Source organism: Kaistia sp. 32K (genome assembly GCF_016629525.1).
In the GTDB taxonomy this organism is placed as follows: Bacteria; Pseudomonadota; Alphaproteobacteria; order Rhizobiales; family Kaistiaceae; genus Kaistia.
In genome coordinates this window covers 1597788-1616754 of record NZ_AP024269.1, presented here as the reverse complement: position 1 = coordinate 1616754, position 18967 = coordinate 1597788, and the positions used below count along the sequence as shown (strand labels likewise).

Below are 18967 nucleotides of genomic sequence, written 5' to 3'. Positions count from 1 at the left end.
ACGGTCCTTCCGCGTCAGGTCTGGACGGGGAAGCGCAAGGCCACGACAAGTCCCGGTCCGGCGTCGCTCATCGCGACGGCGCCATGGTGAAGCCTTGCCACCGCGTCGACAAGGCTGAGACCGAGACCGCTGCCAGGCTGTGAACGACTCTTTTCCAGCCGGACGAAACGCTGCAGCACGCGCGTCCGCTCCTGGGCGGGAATGCCGGGGCCGTTGTCGGCGACGGAAACCACGATGTCGCCGTCGATCCGGCGCGCCTCCACGGCCACGGTCGCCTCGCCCGGCGGCGCCTCGCCGCTCCGGACATACTTGATCGCATTGTCGAGCAGGTTGGCGAGCGCCTGGCTGATCAGCTCGCGGCTCCCCTCCATCGGCAGCGTCACATCCTGCGCCAGGGTCAGCCGCACGCCGGCCTCCTCGGCCACCGGCTCGTAGAACTCGACCATTTCGGCGGTGATGTCGGCGATGTCGATCGGCCCGATGGCGCCATCCGGCGAACCGGCCTCGACGCGGGCGATCATCAGCAGCGCATTGAACGTGCGGATGAGCTGGTCGGATTCGTCGATCGTCGCTTCGAGCGCGGCGCGATAGGTCTCCATCTCCGCGCGCCCGGCCAGGGTGGTTTCGACCCGGGTCCGCAGCCGCGTCAGCGGCGTCTTCAGATCATGCGCGATGTTGTCGGAGACGTCCTTGAGGCCGTGCATCAGATGCTCGATGCGATCGAGCATGGCGTTGAGGTTTTCCGCCAGACGATCGAACTCGTCGCCGGCCGGCGTCACCTCCAGCCGGCCCGAGAGGTCGCCGGCCATGATCTGGCGGCTCATCGCGGTGACCGAATCGATCCGCTTCAGCACGCGCCGGCTGACGAAGAACCAGGATGTCAGGGCAAGGAAGATCAAAAGCACGACGGCGCTGATCATCGCCTTGCCGATGACGTCGCGGATGCGCTCGATCTCGCTGATGTCGCGGCCGACCAGCATGCGGAAATTGTTGGGAAGCGGCAGCACCTGCACCATGGCGATGTGGTGGGCCGTCTCGCCTTCGAGCCGCTTGTAGGGGATGGTCACGGGCTCGAGCCCGCTGCGCTTCAACAGCGCCTGCGGAACCTCGGTGACGTTGCCGGCGACGACCCGTCCTTCCGAGTCGGTGATGACGTAGAGGCTGGCGCCGGGGATGCGGCTGCGCTGCTCGATGGCGGCGACGATGCCGGTCAGTCCGCTGCGAAGCCCCTCATCGGCCAGCACGCCGATCTCGGCCTCGATCGTGTCGCGCACCTGCTGCGTCAGGAAGCGGTCCGTCTCGCGCGTGATCCAGCCGACGAAGGCGACCGCGAACACCGTGAAGACGATGAAATAGACGGCCGACAGCTTGAAGGCAGTCGTGCGAACGACTTTACCGAACCCCGTCACGGACCATGTATCCCGCGCCGCGAACCGTATGCAGAAGCGGTTCGGCGAAACCCTTGTCGATCTTCGAGCGCAGCCGCGAAATGTGGACGTCGATGACGTTGGTCTGCGGATCGAAGTGATAATCCCAGACATTCTCGAGCAGCATGGTGCGCGTCACGACCTGGCCGGCATGCTTCATGAGATATTCGAGCAGGCGGAACTCGCGCGGCTGCAGCGGAATGTTGATCTCGCCGCGGCGAACCAGATGGCTGAGCCGGTCGAGTTCGAGGTCGCCGACCTTGAGCATGGTCTCCGCCTCGCCGGGCTTACGCCGGCGGGCCAGCACCTCGATGCGGGCGAGCAGTTCGGAGAAGGCATAGGGCTTGGCGAGATAATCGTCGCCGCCGGCGCGCAATCCCGTGACGCGATCATCGACCTGGCCGAGCGCCGAGAGGATGAGGACGGGGGTGTCGTTGCCCTTGCGCCGCGTTTCCTCGACCAGCGTCAGCCCGTCCTTCTTGGGGAGCATGCGGTCGACGACGATGACGTCGTACTTGTTCGAGTCGACGAGAAAGCCGCCTTCCTCGCCGTCGGCGGCGTGGTCCGGCACATGGCCAGCCTCCCGCAATGCCTTCAGCAGGTAACTGGCCGTTTCACGATCATCTTCAACGATCAGGATTCGCATGGCGGCAGGTTAAACGTTTTTTGCTGATGGGTGCAGAAGCCCGGGCCCTGAAAAAGAGGCAGGCGGGAAAACTCCCGCCTGCCAGGCCGAACGTAGACGCTGGGGGCTCGCACAGCGCCTACGCCGGCTGTAGTTCCTCAGGCCTTGCCGAAGGGAAGTGCCACGAAGCGGGTCTGGTCACCGGACTTCACCCGCATCAGCACGGCCTTCATGCCCTGCTTCTTCGCATCGACGACTTCACGCTCGACGTCGCCGGGACGCGTAACCTCACTGCCGCCGACCGCGAGAATGATGTCGCCAGCCTGGATGCCCTGCTCCGCCGCCGATCCGCTCGGATCGACATCGGAAACCACAACACCCTTGCCGTCCGGGGCCGCCGTCAGGGCAAGGCCGAGATCGGCGACGGATGCGCCCTTCTCGTCGGCCTGCTTGGCGCTGGCCTGCTTCTCCGAACCCGGCAGCTTGCCGAGCTTGACGTCGACGGTCTCGGACTTGCCGCCGCGCCAGACGCCGAGCTTGACCGTCGTGTTCGGCGAGTAGCCGGCGATGATCTGCGCCAGGTTGCGGGCATCCTCGACCGTCTTGCCGTCCACCGTCAGGATCGCGTCGCCGGACTTGATGCCGGCAACGGTCGCCGGGCTGTCTTCCTGCGGCTCGCTGACGAGCGCGCCCTTGGCTTCCTTCAGGTTCAGGCTGTCGGCGATGTCCTTGGTGATCGGCTGGATCTGAACGCCGAGCCAGCCGCGAACGACCTCGCCATGATCCTTCAGGTCCTTGATCACGCGCTCTGCGGTCGCCGCCGGAATGTCGAAGGCGATGCCGACGCTGCCGCCCGACGGCGAGTAGATGGCGGTGTTGATGCCGATCACTTCGCCGGCGAGGTTGAAGGTCGGGCCACCGGAGTTGCCCTTGTTCACCGAGGCGTCGATCTGGATGAAGTCGTCATACGGACCGGCGCCGATCTCGCGGCCGAGCGCCGAGACGATGCCCGCCGTCACCGTGCCGCCGAGGCCGAACGGATTGCCGACCGCGACGACCCAGTCGCCGACGCGGGAATGGCCCTTCGAGAACTCGACATAGGTGAACTTCTCGGCATCATCGACCTTGAGCAGCGCGAGGTCGGTCTTGTCGTCGGTGCCGATCAGGCGGGCGCTGAATTCCTTGCCGTCCGCATTGGTGACGGTGAACTCGGTGGCGCCGTCGACGACGTGGTTGTTGGTGACGACGTAGCCGTCCTCGGAGATGAAGAAGCCCGAGCCGAGGGCGATCGCCTGGCGCGGCTTCTGGCGCTGCAGCCGGTTCTTGCCCTGCGGGCCCTGCTGGTCCTGGAACTGGCGGAAGAAGCGCTCCATCGGCGAGCCGGGCGGGAACTGGTCCGGGTTCGGGAAGCCGAACGCATCCGGGGCGCCGCTGGAATCATCGGCCGCCGTCGTCGTCGACTTGACACGGACGCTGACCACGGCGGGCTTCACCTTGTCCACGAGGTCCGCGAAGCTCGGCAGCTGCTGCGGCTGCACGCGGACGGCCTCGGCATAAGCCGGGGTGTGGGAGCTGACCAGGGCCTGACCCGCGAGTCCGCCAACGATGACGGCGGCGAGCGCCGTTCCCAGCAGGGCGCGGCTGCGGAACCGGGTCTGGGTGGACTTCGGAGCGGGGGTCTGTTCGGTCATGTGTGTCTCCGTCGACTTACTGAAAGGCGAGCAGCACGAGATCGCTGCTCCATGACGACGAAGATGCGCTGGGCAACCTTACGGGTGCCTGACATGAACGTGAAAGGTTCGTAATGTTGGAAAAGGGCTCAATCGTCCTTGGCCAGAAGGGCCTCGATACGGGCTTCTTCGGCCTGGGTCAGGCTGGACGCGGGCGCCGAACGGCGACGACGGAACACGCCGAAAGCCAGCGCGCCGCCGACAATTAGGAGTACCGGGGGCGTCCCCCAGAGCACCGCCGTGTGCCAGGTAAAGCGCGGCTTCAGCAGCACGAATTCGCCATAGCGATCGACGAGGAACGCCTTGACCTGATCGTCGCTGTCGCCCGCCTCGAGCCGCTCGCGCACCAGAATGCGCAGGTCGCGCGCGATCGTGGCGTCCGAATCATCGATCGACTGGCTCTGGCAAACCAGACAACGGAGCTCGATCGAAAGCGCCCGCGCCCGCGCTTCGAGCGCGGGGTCCTTCAGGATCTCGTCCGGCTGCACGGCGAATGCCGGCAATGCGGAGGCGATCAGGGCGCAGGCGAGGAGGAGGCGGCGCATCGCCCTACTCCGCCGGCACGGCGACGGAGCGCCGGGAAGGTTTTGGCGCACCGACGCGCAGGCGCCGGTCCGAGAGCGACAGGGCGCCACCCAGCGACATCACCAGCGCGCCGAGCCAGATCAGCGTCACCAGCGTCTTCCAGTAGACGCGGACCACGGTCGAGCCGTCGGTCGATATGTCGCCGAGCGAGATGTAGAGCTGCGAGAAACCGAAGGTCTTGAGCGCGGCCTCGGTCGTCGGCATGTTCTGCACCGTGTAGATCCGCTTCTCCGGCTCCATCGTGGCGACGACATTGCCGCCCTCGCGTACCGTGAAGCGCACGCCGGTTCCGGTATAGGTGCCGCCGCGGATCGGCACGAAGCCGTCCATCGTCACGGTGCGCTTGCCGACCGTCATCTGTTCGCCGGGCTTCATCGAGACGATGGTCTCGGTGTTCCAGGCGGTGGCGGCGACGACGCCGAGCACCGTCATGCCGAGACCGAAATGCGCTACCGCCGTGCCCCAGGCCGAGCGCGGCAGGCCGGCGCCGCGCCGCCAGCTCTCGGCGAGGCCGGCGCGGCCGAGCTTGATGCGGAAGGCGATCTCCGAGAGCGCGCCGACCATCAGCCAGACCGCCAGCGCGACGCCGAACAGCGCCAGCGCCGCCGGCGTGCCCATCAGGGCGAGGCCGAGGATGACGGCGGCCATCGCGGCGCCGAAGGCAAAGAGCAGGCGCTGCCCCGCCGCGACGATGTCGCCACGTTTCCAGGCGAGCAGCGGTCCGAACGGCACGGCGATCAGAAGCGGCACCATCATCGGGCCGAAGGTCATGTCGAAGAACGGCGCGCCGACCGAGATCTTCTCGCCGGTCAACGCCTCGAGCGCCAGCGGATAGAGCGTGCCGACCAGCACCGTCGCGCAGGCCGCCGTCAGCAGCAAATTGTTGAGGACGAGCGCGCCCTCGCGGCTGATCGGCGCGAACAGCCCGCCCTGGCTGAGCGTGCCGGCGCGGGTCGCGAACAGCGAGAAGGCGCCGCCGATGAAGATACAGAGGATGACGAGGATGAAAATGCCGCGCGTCGGATCGGTGGCGAAGGCGTGCACCGAGGTCAGCACGCCGGAACGGACGAGGAAGGTTCCGAGCAGCGACAGCGAGAAGGTCAGGATGGCGAGCAGGATCGTCCAGATCTTCAGCGCCTCGCGCTTCTCCATGACGATGGCCGAATGCAAGAGCGCCGTCGCCGCGAGCCAGGGCATGAAGCTCGCATTCTCGACCGGATCCCAGAACCACCAGCCGCCCCAGCCGAGCTCGTAATAGGCCCAGTAGGAGCCCATGGCGATGCCGAGCGTCAGGAAGCACCAGGCCGCCAGCGTCCACGGCCGAACCCAGCGCGCCCAGGCAGCGTCGATGCGGCCGTCGACCAGCGCCGCGATGGCGAAGGCGAACGAGATCGAGCAGCCGACATAGCCGAGATAGAGCAGCGGCGGATGGATGGCGAGGCCGACATCCTGCAGCAGCGGATTGAGGTCGCGCCCCTCGAACGGCGCCGGATCAAGCCGCAGGAACGGGTTCGAGGCGATCAGGATGAAGAACAGGAAGGCCGCGCCGATCCAGGCCTGGACGGAGAGAACGAGGGCCTTCAGCTTGAGCGGCAGGTTCTCGCTGAACAGTGCCACCAGCGCTCCGAACAGCGCCAGGATCAGCACCCAGAGCAGCATCGAGCCTTCATGGTTTCCCCAGACGCCGGAGATCTTGTAGAGCAGCGGCTTCAGGGAATGGGAGTTCTCGACGACGTTCTGGACCGAAAAGTCGGAGACGACATAAGCGTAGGTCAGCGCGGCGAAGCTCATCAGCACGAAGACGAACTGCGCGACGGCCGTGGTGGAGGCCACCGTCATCAGGCGTTCGTCGCCGCGCAGCGCGCCCCAGAACGGCACGGTGCCGCCGACCAGCGCCAGCGCCAGGGCGAGAACGAGTGCGTAGTGGCCGATCTCGACGATCATCGCGTCACCGCCTGCGGCGCCGGGCCGGAGGCATCCTCGGGCCGCCATTCGCCGCTCTGCTTCAACGCCTCGACGACTTCCTTGGGCATGTAGGTCTCGTCATGCTTGGCGAGCACGGTATCGGCCTCGAACAGGCCGTTGGCGTCGACCCTGCCCTCGGCGACAACGCCCTGCCCCTCGCGGAACAGATCCGGCAGGATGCCGACGAAGCGGGCCGGCACGGTCGCGCGGCCGTCGGTCACGGCGAAGAGCACTTCCCCGTCCGCCTTCTTGACGACCGAGCCCTGCTCGACCAGCCCGCCGAGGCGGATGCGCTGTTCCGGCGCCGGCGGCTTGGTCAGCACGTCCGACGGCGAGGTGAAGAAGGTGATGCCGTCCGAAAGGGCGAAGAGCACAAGCCCGACGGCGCAGGCCAGGACGACGCCGGCAAGGCTGATGAGGGTCAGGCGGCGCTTCTTACGCGTCATGTCGAACGATCAATCCTTGCCAATTCACGAGCCATTTTTGCCGACACCGATGTCCTGGGCGGCCTTCTCGACGACGGCGAGCAGCTCGGGCTGCTCGCCCAGCTTGCCACGCGCGCGATCGAGCGCGGCGCTGGCGTCACCCGGCTTGCCGAGAACCATATAGGCGCGGAAAAGCCGCTCCCAGCCCTGCGTGTCGGCGGGCTCGGCATCGAGCTTGGTGGCGAGGCCCTGGACCATGCCCTCGATCATCTGCTGCCGCTCGGCCGGCGTCTGGCTGGCGGCGGCGGCGACGTCCGCCTCGGTCGGACCGGGAGCGCTGGGCGCGGCCGGGACGGCCGGCGCGGTCGCGGCCGGCCGCAGTTTCGCCAGTTCGGCGCGCACGGACGGCAACCATGGCGCATCCGCCGGCGCCGACGCGATCAGCGCGCTCCAGGCGGCGATCGCCTCCGGCTTGCTGCCCGACTGGGCAAGCGAATAGGCGAGATAGAAACGCGACCGCACGTCCTGGGGATCAAACGCGAGCGCCTTCTCGAAGGCGGCGCGCGCCTCCTCGGTCACGACATCGCCGCTCGCCCGCGTCAGCGCCTCGCCGTAGAGCGATTCGCGTTCGGCCGTGGAGCCGAGCAGGCGCTTGGCATTGCCGAGCGCACGCACCGCGTCGTCGAAGCGGCCGAGGCGCATATAGATCGGCGATAGGATTTCCCAGCCGCGGCCCTCCTCGGGATTGGCGGCGAGATGATCCTCGACCTTGGCGATCAGCCCATCGACATCGCCCGTCGCCGTAGCTTCGGCGGCGCGATCGACGCCCGGCCGATCCGCGAGTTGGGGCGAACCGACATAGAGATAGGTCCCGATGGCGATCACGGGAATCGCGACGACGGCGAGCAGCCGCTCGATCCGATAGGCCGACCGCGACCGGTCCGCCCCGGCATCGGCCGCGTCCTCGCTGTTGAGCAGCCGGCGCGCGATTTCGATTCGCGCGGCCTCCGCCTCGGCATCGCCGATCAGGCCCCTCTCCTTGTCCCGCGCCAGTTCGGTGAGCTGATCCCGATAAATCGACCGGGCGGCGCCGGCATGCGCGGGCTGGACACGGGCCGGCCTGCCCAGGGGAATGAGCACGGCAAGCGAGGCGGCGGCCGTCAGCACGGCCATGGCGATCCAAAGAAGCATGTTTTGTTCCTGGACCGGTTCTAGCCTCTAAGCCACGGCCGCGCACGTCGCATTCTGTCGCGGACGGAAGGTTGCCGGGTCCTCAGTCGATCGGGCGCCAGGTGCCGTCCTCCTGGCGGCACGCCGTGCCGCGCGCGACCTGAGGCTCGCCGTCGATCCAGATGCGGTGCGTGTAGTCGCGGCAATCATAGGCGTTAATGCGATAGCGCGGCCCGGGAACGACTTCGCCGCGATAGCCCGCGCGCTCGCCGCGCCAGTCGACGGGCGAGCCGGGCCGGCCATATTCGAGCGCCTGGAATTCGGCCTCCTGCGCCCGCCGGCGCTCCTGATCATCAAGGCTGCGGCCGATCGACTGGCCGACCAGGCCGCCGATCAGGGCACCCGCCGCCGTCGCGGCGACGCGGCCCGAGCCGCTGCCGAACTGGTTGCCGATGACGCCACCGGCCAGGGCGCCGCCGACGGTGCCGAGACCCTCGTTCGGGCCGGTGCTGGCACAGCCAGCCAGCGTCGTCGCAACGACGCCCACCATACTCCACGACCCCAACCGCATGACATCACACCTTTTTCGCCCGTGCATGGCTTCGATATTGTCCGCCGCGCCGTCGATCCGCAATCCACCATCAGCATGGCGAAATTACGGACCACCCCTTATGCCGCCGGCAGGCGAACCTCGGCGCGAAGGCCGCCGAGCGGGGAACGATCGAGTTCGAAAGCGCCCTCATAGAGCAATACCAGGTCCGTCACGATGGAGAGACCGAGACCGGAACCCGGCTTGCTTTCGTCCAGTCGCTTGCCGCGCCGGGTCGCCTCGAGCCGCTCGGCCTCGGTCAGTCCTGGACCGTCATCGTCGACCCGGATGATCAGCGATCCGTCCATGTCGCCTGCGGCAGGAATGACGCTCACTTCGACCGCCACCTTGGAGCCCGCCCATTTGCAGGCGTTGTCGACGAGATTGCCGACCATCTCCTCGAGATCCTGCTGCTCGCCGCGGAAGCGCGCTTCCGGGCCGACATGCAGCGCGATGTCGAGGCCGCGATCCTCATGGATGCGGCGCATGGCGCGGACGAGGCGCTGCAGCACCGGGTCCGCCTCCGTCACGGCGCCGATCACCTGCGACCGGGCGGCGATGCGGGCGCGATCGAGGTGATGATTGATCTGCATCCGCATCAGCTCGGCCTGCTCGCCGACCTTCGCCGCCAGCTTGCCATCGTCCGAACGCGCCTCGTTGGTGATGACGCTGAGCGGCGTCTTCAGCGCATGCGCCAGATTGCCGACATGCGTGCGCGCGCGCTCGATGATCTGCTGGTTCGAATGGATCAGGGCGTTGAGTTCCTTGGCGAGCGGCTCGATCTCGGCCGGGAAAGGCCCCTCGAAGCTCTGCTCACGGCCGCTGCGGAGCGCCGCCAGTTGTCGGCGGACCTGGTCGAGCGGGCGAAGGCCCCAGCGGATCTGGAAGGCGGTCGAGGCGACGAGGCCGATGCCGAACACCGCCAGCGTCAGGGCGACGCTGGTGAAGAAATCGACGATGTCCTCGCGGAGCTCGGAGGCGTTGCCGGCGACCAGCACATCGTAGCGATGATCGACGTCGAAGGTGATGGTGCGCTGGAGAACGCGCAGCTGTTGCCGGTCCGGCCCCTCCATCGTCGCCTGCTCGATACCGTCGACGGTGTTGCGCGAGGTCGCCTTGGCGAGGTCGAGCGTGTCGGTCGAGAGCGAGCGCGAGGCGAGCAGGACGGGGCCGTCGACCTGACGGATCTGCCAGTACCAGCCGGAATAGATCAGCTCGAAGCGCTGTTCGCCGAGATTGCCGGGATCGCCGAGCTTGCCGGGCGGCTGCGTCGCGAGGTTGCCGACGAGGGTCTTCAGATAGACCGACAGGCGCTCGTCGAAGGCGCGTTCCACCGTGTCGCGATAGAGCGAGGTCAGGATCACGCCCGCGACGACGAGGGCGATGGCGCTCCAGATCGACGCGCCGGCGATCAGCCGGAACGCGAGCGAGTTGACGCGCATCAGTCGCCGCCGCTGGCCGTCGCCGTACCCGGCGTCACGATGCGGTAGCCGAGGCCGCGCACCGTCTCGATCAGGTCGGCGGCGACCTTCTTGCGCAGCCGTCCGACAAACACCTCGATCGTATTGGAATCACGATCGAAATCCTGGTCGTAGAGATGCTCGATCAGCTCGGTGCGGGAGACGACGCGGTTGCGATGGTGCATCAGATATTCGAGCACCTTGTACTCGTGCGCCGTCAGCTTGACCGGATTGCCGTCGACCGTGACGCGACCGGCCTTGGTGTCGATGCGGACCGGGCCGCATTCGATCTCGTTGGTGGCGTGGCCGGCGGCGCGGCGCACCAGCGCGCGGATGCGGGCCAGCACTTCCTCGATGTGGAAAGGCTTGGCGACATAATCGTCGGCGCCGGCGTCGATGCCCTGCACCTTGTCGCTCCAGCGGTCGCGCGCGGTGAGGATCAGCACCGGCATGTTGCGACCGGCGCGGCGCCAGGCCTCGAGCACGCTGATGCCGTCCATGCGCGGCAGGCCGATGTCGAGCACGACGGCGTCATAGGGCTCGGTATCGCCGAGGAAATGGCCGTCCTCGCCATCCCTGGCGGAATCGACGACATAGCCGGCCGTCTTCAGGGCTTCGGCGAGCTGGCGGTTGAGATCGGGATCGTCCTCGACGACGAGAATGCGCATGGGTCTAACGTCCTACGATGGAGCCGTCGCGCGCATCGACGCGGACACGCTTCACCTCGCCCCCCTCGCCGAGCACGTTGACAACATAAATGAGGCGGTTCCCAGCCTTGCAGAGCTGCGCCGACACCACTTCACCACCATTTCCCGCCACGGAGCCGCGGATCTCGCTGAGCGAGATCGCGTCGCCGCGCTGGACAGCCTGCCGGGCCTCGCCTTGCGAGAGGCAGGATTCGCCATAGGCCGATTTCGGTCCGGAAACGTCGGTCCCGAACCAGACAAAAAGGGCCGTCAACAGGATGAAGGTGATGAGGTGCTTCGACATGCCCTCCTCGTAGCCGGCCTCATATGAACATGATCTGAATGCCGACAACCTTCGCGCGAAAGCTCACTTGAGGCGAAGCGGCGTCCGGGCGCGCCAACGACCGTAAAGCGCCAGTCCCGCTCCCGTCAATGTAGCGAGCGCCACGGCGATCTCGCCGAGCGAGGCCTGGTCTTCTGCCGTAAGGGAATGACCAAGGATCAGGCCGACGATCGGCGCCGCGGCAGCGATGATCGCACCCCAGGTGACGCGCGAGGCGTACCAGGGCTCGGCGTTCGTCGCATGGCGCACGGCAGGATCCGCGGCGATCTCCTCGACGATGGCGCGGGTGATGGTCGGCGCCATCTCCGCCGTCAGCGGATTGTCGGCGCGACCGGCCATGCGCGAGACCGCGCCACCCACGGCGCCGAGCAGGATGTCGAAGGGATTGAGCGTCGGCATGTCAGCCACTCCTCTTCAGCGTAATGAAGGCGCGGATCTCGTCGCGATAGCGCCAGGCGAGGACGGCGAGCGCGACGACGAAGAGCCCAGCGACCAGCAGACCCGCCGTCGCGGGCGCCAGCGCCGGATGGGCCGCCGGCGCGATCCCGCCCGCCGCCACGGTGCCGCCCGTCGCCAGCGATCCGCCCGCCGCCGTCACGGCGATGGCGCGGCGCCCGGCAAGAACGCGGGCGATCTGCGCCCGCGTCGCCGGGCCGACGACGCCGTCGACGGCGAGCTGCGGATGCGCCGCCTGGAAGGCGCGGACGGCGCTCTCGGTCAGCGAACCGAAGTCGCCATCCGCCGCCCCGGTCAGGAGGCCGAGCCGGATCAGCTCGTCCTGCAGGGCGCGGACGGCCGCGCCGCTGTCGCCCGGCCGAAGGGAGGCGAAGCCGGCGGTGCCCCCGGTCTCGCGCCGGCCGTCGAGGATCAGCGCCGCCTCGCGCTCGCGGCGCCGGGTCAGCCCCTCGACCACCCGGCCGCCCGCCTTGTTCCAGGCCTTGAGCCCGGAGCGCACGGCGGCCCGGTCGGCGATCCGCCAGGCCCGCACCCAGGAAGCGCGGCCGATGGCGCCGGTGTTGAAATGAAACGAGACGCCGCCGTCGAACTCATGCGCCCTCGCCCCCGGCATGGCGCGCGCGACCGCCGGCTCGTAATGCGCCGCCAGCGCCTCGGCCAGCAAGGCGCGGCTTTCGCTTTGCGTGATCGTCATGCCGGCCCTCGGCACGACGACGCCCGAGGCCGCCGTCAGCCCGACGCCGATGGTCCAGACGCCAGCGACATCGCGATAAGCGCGCAGCACTTCCCCTTCCTCGGCGATGAGCTGCTCGAGCCCGGCCGGACTGGTGACAGGCATGGGATGACCTCCGATCGGACGGGCAGAAAAAAATCTCTCAATCGACGGCGATTGCAGGGAACCCGGACCACACGGCGGTGTTCTCCATCCGAGATGCACTGCGTCTCGACACCGGTTCCCCAACCGGAGAGCCCGCCGCTTGCCCCCCCAGCGGCGGGCTTCGTCTTTTGGCGATCGGTTCAGTCCGTGAGGATGCTGGCGCCGCCGACCGCGAGCTCGGCCTGGCCCGCGCCTTTCTCGTGCTGGCGCAGGCGGATGCGGGCAATGTCGGTTGCCATCAGGGCATGGGTCGAGACAGCGGATCGCGTCCGCTCCAGCCACATCTGCGAGGTTCCGGCGGCGTGGAAATCGATCGGCCCGTCGCTGCCGCCGCGCCCGACATCGCCGAGGCTCCGGGACGCGAACGTGCCGATACACCAGAGCTTCGAGGCATCGGTCAAAAGGACGTTGGCGCCGCAATTGTCGTGGTAGTCGCCGCCGATCTCGATCGCCGCCAGCCCGCCATGACAGGCGAGGCCGTTGTTGGCGAGATGCGCGTGGCGGCCATTGTCGTGGCCGCGGCAATCGATCGTCAGCGGCGAGAGCGTCGGCGCGCCGCCGCGCGTCCACTGGAAGCTGATGCCGTCATTGGCGTTGGAGGCGGCGACGCAGCGGACGAGCGCGGCGAGGCCCTGGCTGTCCTCGATGAGAAAGCCGTCGCCGGCATGGCTCGGTCCGCCGGCATAGCGGGCCGAGCAGTCGACCGCGATCACATGGCGGGCGGCGCTGCCGTGGACGAACACGCCGCCATTGGCGCCGCCCTGGAAATCGAAGCCTTCGAGATAGACGGATTTCCCCGTCGCATCGAGCGCGAAGGCATCGACGACGATCAGCACCCGCGTGTTGATATTGCTCGGCACGGCGCCGTCGGCGCGGCGGACAAATAGCGTTCCGCCCTCCTGCGCCCACGAGCCGGGCGTCGCATTGCAGGTGGCGGCATCGGCGACGCGGACGAGCTCGGCCGGATCGCCAAAGGCGTTTGGCCTCAGGAGATCGAGCACGACCGTGACCGTGGAGCGCGCCACGGCGTAGCAATTGCCATAGGTGGCATGCGGCGTTGCCGGCCAGGAGAGGTCGTGCCCCGACCAGCAGGTGACGCGCCCGCCGAAGGCACGATAGGCGGCGGGCTGGGTCGGGATCACCATCGGGCCCATATTGGTGAAATTGTTCACGCGCGAATACGTGCCGGCCTTGACCCAGACCTGGAACGGTACGCCGCCGGCATTGCCGAGCTGGGTGGCGGCGAAGATCGACTTCACCGCCGCGCCCCAGCTGGTGCCGGGATTCGCGTCGTTGCCGGTGGCGATGTCGACGTAATAGGCGGGACCGGCGAGCGCCGCCGCGGCATAGGCCTCCGGCTTGAAGTCGCAGAGGAAGCGGCCGCCGCGCCGGCGGATCGCCAGCGGGTAGTCGGCGAGCGGAAATCCGAGGCCGGCGGGCGGAGCGCGCCGCCGTCCCGCACTCCCCCGCCGCACGAGGTCGAGACCGGACATCCGCATCAGACCCACCCGACGATCGTCGCGGTCGTGCCGGTCGCGAGCACCCGCACGGCGCGGATCGGCAGGACGTCGCCGGCATAGCGACTGTAGGTCAGGGTCGTCCCCGCCTCGTCGCGGACGACCGCCGCGCCGTCCGTCTGGAAAACCAGGGCGCGCGGACGGATGGCGAGGTCGGTCGTGTCCGACGGCGTGACGGCGAAATGGCGCAGCGCCGGGCCGGAAAGGCCCGTCGCCGTCCCGGCAAAGGGGTCGCTCATGTTGGTTCTCCGAGGTTTGGGGGAGTTTTGAGGTTTCGGTTGTTCAGGTCCCCCTCGCCGTCATCCCGGCCGCAGCGAAGCGGAGATCCGGGATCCATTCAGCCGCGACTTGGGGAGGTTCACGCGGTCAAGACTTCGGCTGCATGGATCCTCGCCTTCGCGAGGATGACGACGGAACTTGGGGCGACGGCAGAGGGCTGTCGGCAAAGGCAAGAAAGCGTCACACGGCCGTCCAGCCCGCCGCCTTCCGGACGAGCAGCGTCGCCGTCGCCTTGTCGAAGGCGAGCCAGCCGACCTCCGGCGTCGCAAACCACCAGCTGCCGTCCGCGAACACGGCAAGCGCGCCGGCCTGCCCGGCCCAGGCGCCGGTCGGGCTGGCGCCGAGCAGATAGCGGGCCCCCTCCGCCGGCGCGCCCGGCGGCGTGTTCGCCGACACCGCCTCGACGGCGAGCTGCACCAGCCCGTCGAGCCGGCGCAGCGCCTCGTTGTGAGTGACGTGCTTCTGCGCCTGCGACGGCGCCAGATAGGGAAGCGCGAGATGGACGGTCTGGTCAGCCATGGACGAGGATCTCCGTTGCAATTCCCGGCCCCGCCGTCGCGCTCAGCTGGTGGACGCGGGCGGTGAAATCGGCGCCCGGCGCGCTCAGCAGGCCGGCGAGCGTGGCGGCCGAAAGGCTCAGCTGGGGCACGGTCGTATCGAAGCTGCCGCGAAGCGTCGCGCCTTCCCGGATCTCGACGCGGTAGGCCTCGACGGCCTCGCCGAGCGGCACCTCCGGTTGCTCCCAGCCGTCGCCGTCGACGCGGGTCTGGCGGATCCAGGCGAGGTGCACGTTGCCGGTCGCGTCGCGCGCGCCCCGCAGATGTACCGGCGCGAAGGGCAGCCGCCACCGGCCCTGGACCGTGAAGTCGAGGGTGGTGAACCGCTCCGGGTCATAGGCGATCGCCAGCGGCCCGGCGCGGAGCGTCCGCGCCAGTCCGATCTCGGACGGGTCGAGATCGAGAAGCGGCGTCGCGCTGTTGATCCGGATGAAACGGGCGCCGGCGGCATGTCCGAGTGCTGCGAGATCCGACGTACCGCCCTGCCCGCGCAGCAGGTGGGAGACGCGCCAGAGCCCCTCGCCGATCAGCTCGGCCGAGCGGAACTGGATGACCTCGAAGCCGGCCGCCTCACTGCCGATCGCGGCGAGATTGCCGCCATTCAGCACCGCCTCGTCCGGCAGGGCGGCGATCGCACCGGCCGGCAGCGATACGGAAAGCGTGGTCGCGCGGTCCCAGCGGCCGACCGGCCCGGGCGGAACAGCGGCGGCGATCGTGCCCATCGTGGCTGGCTGCGTCATCGTCTGGCGCAGCCGAAAACCGGCGGCAGCCGAGCCGATCGAGACGCCGAAGGCTCCCGGCCACGGATCGGCGAACAGCGCGATCCGCGCGGCGACCCGCTCGACACCGGAGAGCGACGGCAGGTCGAGAATGACGACTTCCGGCGGTCCAGGATCCGGCGACCAGCCTGGAACACCTGAAGTCGGCGCCCCCGCCGCGACCGGTGACCCGAACGGATCGACCGTCCTCCCCTCGATCCGCCGCGCCAGCCCGTCCTCGACCTTGGTCACGCGAAAGCTCACCCGCCCCTCGGGCCGGAGCAGGCTGACGACATCGGCCGGCTCTATGGCGAGACGGCGATCCGTCAGCGCCAGCGACACCGTCTCGCGGCCGTCCCAGATTTCCTGCAGGCGCTGATCGGCGAGCGCCACCGCCAAGCCGTCATCGGTGACGATGCCGGTCGAGAGCGCGGCCTGCCGCTGCCCAGCCGCCTCCAGCCGGCGCGAGGCGACGACGCGGTCGCGATAATCGCCGGCGCCGTCAATGAAGCCGAAGGCGAACTCGGCCGGCAGTTCCGTCTCCTGCGCCCGGCGGATGGCGACGAGCGGCTGCTCGCCCTCCTCGACCAGATCGGCGGGATGAAGCGTCAGGCGCGGCAGGCCGCGACGGACGAAGCGGACGACGGCGCCGGACTCCGCCGCCTCGAAACCGAGCGCCTCGGAAAGCCCCTGCAGCGCCTGCCGCGCCGAGCCGACGCGGGCAATGACGAAGCCGTCCACCGTGCCTTCGAGATCGCCGACGCGAAAGTCGAAGAAGCGATAGTCGCGCAGGATGCGCTCGACCAGGCGGATGGTGGAGAGGTTGCCGAGCCGGCCGTTCAGCCAATGGCCGGTCTCCCAGTTGCCGCCATCCGACCAGATTTCGGTGAGCCGCGGGAAGGCCGGATAGGGCCGCGCGTCCCAGGACCAGACATAGGTGCGGCGGGGATCGACCATCCGCCCGCCATAGACGGCGGAGAACGGGTTCGCGCTCGCCAAGAAATCCGGCGCAGCGGGATCCCAATAGCCGAGCACGGCGGTCAGGAAGCGTTCCTGCATCAGGGCGTCGCGGCCGCCGTTCGAGAAATGCGGCAGGCGGGATCCACCGACCTTCGGATCCGGAAAGACGTTCGGCTCGTTGGCGCCCTTGTCGATCGCCGGGCAGCCGATCTCGGTGAACCAGATCGGCTTCGACTGCGGCACCCAGGCGGACGGCGTTCCGATTTCGACACCGCCCGGCCGGTCGAAATGCGGGTTCGACCACCAGCCGACGAGGTCCTTGTAGCGGAACACCCAGGGCTTGCCCGCGCCGCCATCGGTGATCGGCGAGCGGATCTGCGCCCGCCGGTCGGCGTCGCTCGCATAATACCAGTCGAAGCCCTCGCCGCCGGCGATGTTGGCGCGGAGATAGACGACGTCGCGGCCGCTCTCGGCCGCCTGCGCATCGAGATGATCGTAGCCGTCGCGCCAGTCCGACAGCGGCACGTAGCTGTCGATGCCGATAGCGTCGATCGCGGCGTCCGCCCAGAGCGGATCGAGATGGAAGTGGACGTCGCCCGAGCCGTCGCCCGGCTGATGGCCGAAATATTCGCTCCAGTCGGCCGCATAGGTGATTTTGGCCGAGGGCAGGATCACCCGCACATCGGCCGCGAGCGCCTTCAGCGCCGCGACGAAGGGATAGGTCGACGGACCGGAGCGCAGCGTCGTCAGACCGCGAAGCTCCGAGCCGATGAGGAAGGCGTCAACGCCACCGGCCGCCTTGCAGAGATAAGCCGCGTGCAGGACCATGCGCCGATAGGTCCATTCGGCCGGGCCGGAATAATGCACCGCGCCGCCAGAGACGGAGAAATCCGTCCGCGCCGCCGTGCCGACAAAGGCGGCGATCTCGGAGGCCGCCGCCGCCGTCTTGTCCGGCGTGCCGGGCCGCCCCGGCGCGAGCGAACCGGTGATCTCGCCGCGCCAGGGATAGGCCGGCTGGTTGGCGTCCCAATAGGGATGCGGCAGCGCGTTGCCGGCGGGGATGTCCATCATCAGGAACGGATAGAAGGTGACGGCGATGCCGCGCTGCTTCAGATCGCGAATGGCGCGGATGACGCTCTCGTCGGAGGGCGTACCGCCGAAGGCGGGCCGGTCGTCGATCCGGCTCACCGCCCGCGCCGCACCGCGGTTCAAGCCGGCGACACGCCAGCTCGTCGGGCTGGTAACGGTCGAAAAGTCCTCGACGCGCGGCGCGACGGTGCAATGGCCGGCACGGAGATCGTCGCCGAACCACGAGACCGCGAGCGCCGCCCGCTCGAGCTTCGGGCAGAGCGCCTGCAGATCGTCGATCGAGGCTTCCCAGTCGGTGCGGGCGCCGTCGACATGGCGGTTGACGGTAACGCGGCGGCCCGGCCCCTTCGAGGTGTAGACCGGCAGCGGGTCATAGGCGAATTCGGACGCGCCGGGGATGATGACGACGGCGCGGATCTCGTCCTCGACGCCGCCGACGGGGCGAAACACCTCGAAGGCGAGCTGCGGCAGACGATTGCCGTAGTCGCCGACCGGCAGGCGCTCGAACACCACCACCGCCGTGCCGCGATAGGCGGGCGTCGCGCCCTGCTTCGCCTCGATCAGGCTGTCGGCGCCCTGGTCCTCACCACCCAGATGGATCCGGTGATGCACGTCGGCGAGGTTGATCAGATTGCCATCAGCCCAGACGCGGCCGATACGGGCGATCGGCCCCTCGCAGATCCCGACGGCGAAATTGGCGAAATAGGAATAGGTGGTGACGGTCGGCCCGCCCTTGCCGCCCTCCTCCTCCTCCTTCACCTCCTGGAACTGCGTCGCCCAGATCACCTGCCCGGCCAAACGGGCGCGGCCATAGACGCGCGGGATCGGCGTGCCCTCCTCCGAGCGCTGGACGGAGAGATCGCCAAGACGCGGCCCCTCGACATCCCGGCCGAACAGGGTCTTGTCGACGGCATAGCCCGCCATCGCGCCGACCGCGCCGCCGAGAATGGCGCCGACGGGGCCGAACAGGCCGCCAATGGCGGCACCGGCCGCCTGCAGGACGAGGGTCGCCATCAGTCGATCACTCCGGGAAATTTGAAAGCGAATGCGACGCGCCGCCGCCACCAGGGCGAGAAGGCGGCGGTGGCGACGGAAGCGCCGTCATGGGCATGCAGGAAGCGATCGGGCGCGACGAGGATCGCCGCGTGTTTGGCGGGCAGGCCAACGCGCCAGCGGAAGAGCAGCAGATCGCCGATCCCGGCTTCTTCGACCGGGACGGCAGGCATATGGCGGGCGGCAGCCTCGGCCAGAGTCTCGACGCCCCGCGCCTCGGCCCAGTCGGCCGTATAGGCCGGCATTTCCTCCGGCTCGACGCCATAGACCGCGCGCCAGACGCCGCGCACCAGCCCGAGGCAATCCGCGCCGACGCCCTGGAGCGAGGCCTGATGGCGATAGGGCGTGCCGAGCCAGGCCATCGCCGCGGCGACGATCGCCTCACGGGAAAGTGGTTCTGCCATTTCGATCCATGT

General features: G+C 68.7%; 18 protein-coding genes. All 18 read right to left on the bottom strand.

The window, feature by feature from the left end:
• Nucleotides 1-14 precede the first annotated feature (14 nt).
• Nucleotides 15-1409, bottom strand: coding sequence for an ATP-binding protein (locus K32_RS07230; RefSeq protein WP_201403369.1), 1395 nt, complete (start codon nucleotides 1407-1409; stop codon nucleotides 15-17).
• Complete coding sequence (locus K32_RS07225) at nucleotides 1393-2073, bottom strand: response regulator transcription factor (RefSeq protein ID WP_201403368.1); 681 nt, start codon at nucleotides 2071-2073, stop codon at nucleotides 1393-1395. The genes K32_RS07230 and K32_RS07225 overlap by 17 nt, the downstream gene beginning before the upstream one ends.
• Before the next feature lie 137 nt (nucleotides 2074-2210).
• Nucleotides 2211-3743, bottom strand: coding sequence for a Do family serine endopeptidase (locus K32_RS07220; RefSeq protein WP_201403367.1), 1533 nt, complete (start codon nucleotides 3741-3743; stop codon nucleotides 2211-2213).
• A 128-nt stretch (nucleotides 3744-3871) separates the two neighbouring features.
• Nucleotides 3872-4327, bottom strand: coding sequence for a cytochrome c-type biogenesis protein (locus K32_RS07215; RefSeq protein ID WP_201403366.1), 456 nt, complete (start codon nucleotides 4325-4327; stop codon nucleotides 3872-3874).
• Between the two features lie 4 nt (nucleotides 4328-4331).
• Nucleotides 4332-6311: a heme lyase CcmF/NrfE family subunit gene (locus tag K32_RS07210; protein ID WP_201403365.1), complete on the bottom strand. Its 1980-nt coding sequence runs from the start codon at nucleotides 6309-6311 to the stop codon at nucleotides 4332-4334.
• Nucleotides 6308-6778, bottom strand: coding sequence for a cytochrome c maturation protein CcmE (gene ccmE / locus K32_RS07205; protein WP_201403364.1), 471 nt, complete (start codon nucleotides 6776-6778; stop codon nucleotides 6308-6310). Before ccmE ends, K32_RS07210 begins: the two co-directional genes overlap by 4 nt.
• 24 nt (nucleotides 6779-6802) lie before the next feature.
• The gene (ccmI, locus tag K32_RS07200; protein ID WP_201403363.1) at nucleotides 6803-7948 is read right to left on the bottom strand and encodes a c-type cytochrome biogenesis protein CcmI; all 1146 of its coding nucleotides are present in this window, start codon (nucleotides 7946-7948) and stop codon (nucleotides 6803-6805) included.
• 82 nt (nucleotides 7949-8030) lie between these two features.
• Nucleotides 8031-8477, bottom strand: a complete 447-nt coding sequence (locus tag K32_RS07195) for a glycine zipper 2TM domain-containing protein (RefSeq protein WP_244669890.1) — start codon at nucleotides 8475-8477, stop codon at nucleotides 8031-8033.
• A 119-nt stretch (nucleotides 8478-8596) separates the two neighbouring features.
• Nucleotides 8597-9958, bottom strand: a complete 1362-nt coding sequence (locus tag K32_RS07190) for an ATP-binding protein (protein ID WP_201403361.1) — start codon at nucleotides 9956-9958, stop codon at nucleotides 8597-8599.
• On the bottom strand, nucleotides 9958-10644 hold the full coding sequence (locus K32_RS07185; RefSeq protein ID WP_201403360.1) for a response regulator transcription factor: 687 nt from the start codon (nucleotides 10642-10644) through the stop codon (nucleotides 9958-9960). Before K32_RS07185 ends, K32_RS07190 begins: the two co-directional genes overlap by 1 nt.
• A gap of 4 nt (nucleotides 10645-10648) precedes the next feature.
• Complete coding sequence (locus tag K32_RS07180; protein WP_201403359.1) at nucleotides 10649-10966, bottom strand: PepSY domain-containing protein; 318 nt, start codon at nucleotides 10964-10966, stop codon at nucleotides 10649-10651.
• 63 nt (nucleotides 10967-11029) lie between these two features.
• Nucleotides 11030-11404 (bottom strand): hypothetical protein, encoded by a 375-nt coding sequence (locus K32_RS07175; RefSeq protein ID WP_201403358.1) that lies wholly within the window; start codon nucleotides 11402-11404, stop codon nucleotides 11030-11032.
• A gap of 1 nt (nucleotide 11405) precedes the next feature.
• Nucleotides 11406-12299: a glycoside hydrolase family protein gene (locus K32_RS07170; protein ID WP_201403357.1), complete on the bottom strand. Its 894-nt coding sequence runs from the start codon at nucleotides 12297-12299 to the stop codon at nucleotides 11406-11408.
• Nucleotides 12300-12478: 179 nt separating this feature from the next.
• A complete protein-coding gene (locus tag K32_RS07165) occupies nucleotides 12479-13837 on the bottom strand; it encodes a hypothetical protein (RefSeq protein WP_201403356.1) in 1359 nt (452 codons plus the stop codon).
• Nucleotides 13837-14094 carry a hypothetical protein gene (locus K32_RS07160; protein WP_201403355.1) on the bottom strand — a complete coding sequence of 86 codons (258 nt, stop codon included), beginning with the start codon at nucleotides 14092-14094 and terminating at the stop codon, nucleotides 13837-13839. Before K32_RS07160 ends, K32_RS07165 begins: the two co-directional genes overlap by 1 nt.
• A 220-nt stretch (nucleotides 14095-14314) precedes the next feature.
• A complete protein-coding gene (locus K32_RS07155; protein WP_201403354.1) occupies nucleotides 14315-14653 on the bottom strand; it encodes a DUF2793 domain-containing protein in 339 nt (112 codons plus the stop codon).
• A complete protein-coding gene (locus tag K32_RS07150; RefSeq protein ID WP_201403353.1) occupies nucleotides 14646-18512 on the bottom strand; it encodes a glycoside hydrolase/phage tail family protein in 3867 nt (1288 codons plus the stop codon). Before K32_RS07150 ends, K32_RS07155 begins: the two co-directional genes overlap by 8 nt.
• Complete coding sequence (locus K32_RS07145; protein WP_201403352.1) at nucleotides 18512-18955, bottom strand: NlpC/P60 family protein; 444 nt, start codon at nucleotides 18953-18955, stop codon at nucleotides 18512-18514. Before K32_RS07145 ends, K32_RS07150 begins: the two co-directional genes overlap by 1 nt.
• Between the last annotated feature and the right edge of the window lie 12 nt (nucleotides 18956-18967).

Bases quoted from the DNA above. Each gene is read 5' to 3' on its own strand.
- K32_RS07220 (WP_201403367.1), bottom strand. From the start codon at position 3,743: ATGACCGAACAGACCCCCGCTCCGAAGTCCACCCAGACCCGGTTCCGC.
- ccmI (WP_201403363.1), bottom strand. From the start codon at position 7,948: ATGCTTCTTTGGATCGCCATGGCCGTGCTGACGGCCGCCGCCTCGCTT.
- K32_RS07195 (WP_244669890.1), bottom strand. From the start codon at position 8,477: ATGGTGGGCGTCGTTGCGACGACGCTGGCTGGCTGTGCCAGCACCGGC.
- K32_RS07180 (WP_201403359.1), bottom strand. From the start codon at position 10,966: ATGTCGAAGCACCTCATCACCTTCATCCTGTTGACGGCCCTTTTTGTC.
- K32_RS07160 (WP_201403355.1), bottom strand. From the start codon at position 14,094: ATGAGCGACCCCTTTGCCGGGACGGCGACGGGCCTTTCCGGCCCGGCG.
- K32_RS07165 (WP_201403356.1), bottom strand. From the start codon at position 13,837: ATGCGGATGTCCGGTCTCGACCTCGTGCGGCGGGGGAGTGCGGGACGG.
- K32_RS07215 (WP_201403366.1), bottom strand. From the start codon at position 4,327: ATGCGCCGCCTCCTCCTCGCCTGCGCCCTGATCGCCTCCGCATTGCCG.
- ccmE (WP_201403364.1), bottom strand. From the start codon at position 6,778: ATGACGCGTAAGAAGCGCCGCCTGACCCTCATCAGCCTTGCCGGCGTC.
- K32_RS07155 (WP_201403354.1), bottom strand. From the start codon at position 14,653: ATGGCTGACCAGACCGTCCATCTCGCGCTTCCCTATCTGGCGCCGTCG.
- K32_RS07185 (WP_201403360.1), bottom strand. From the start codon at position 10,644: ATGCGCATTCTCGTCGTCGAGGACGATCCCGATCTCAACCGCCAGCTC.
- K32_RS07210 (WP_201403365.1), bottom strand. From the start codon at position 6,311: ATGATCGTCGAGATCGGCCACTACGCACTCGTTCTCGCCCTGGCGCTG.
- K32_RS07225 (WP_201403368.1), bottom strand. From the start codon at position 2,073: ATGCGAATCCTGATCGTTGAAGATGATCGTGAAACGGCCAGTTACCTG.
- K32_RS07175 (WP_201403358.1), bottom strand. From the start codon at position 11,404: ATGCCGACGCTCAATCCCTTCGACATCCTGCTCGGCGCCGTGGGTGGC.
- K32_RS07150 (WP_201403353.1), bottom strand. From the start codon at position 18,512: ATGGCGACCCTCGTCCTGCAGGCGGCCGGTGCCGCCATTGGCGGCCTG.
- K32_RS07145 (WP_201403352.1), bottom strand. From the start codon at position 18,955: ATGGCAGAACCACTTTCCCGTGAGGCGATCGTCGCCGCGGCGATGGCC.
- K32_RS07170 (WP_201403357.1), bottom strand. From the start codon at position 12,299: ATGCCTGTCACCAGTCCGGCCGGGCTCGAGCAGCTCATCGCCGAGGAA.
- K32_RS07190 (WP_201403361.1), bottom strand. From the start codon at position 9,958: ATGCGCGTCAACTCGCTCGCGTTCCGGCTGATCGCCGGCGCGTCGATC.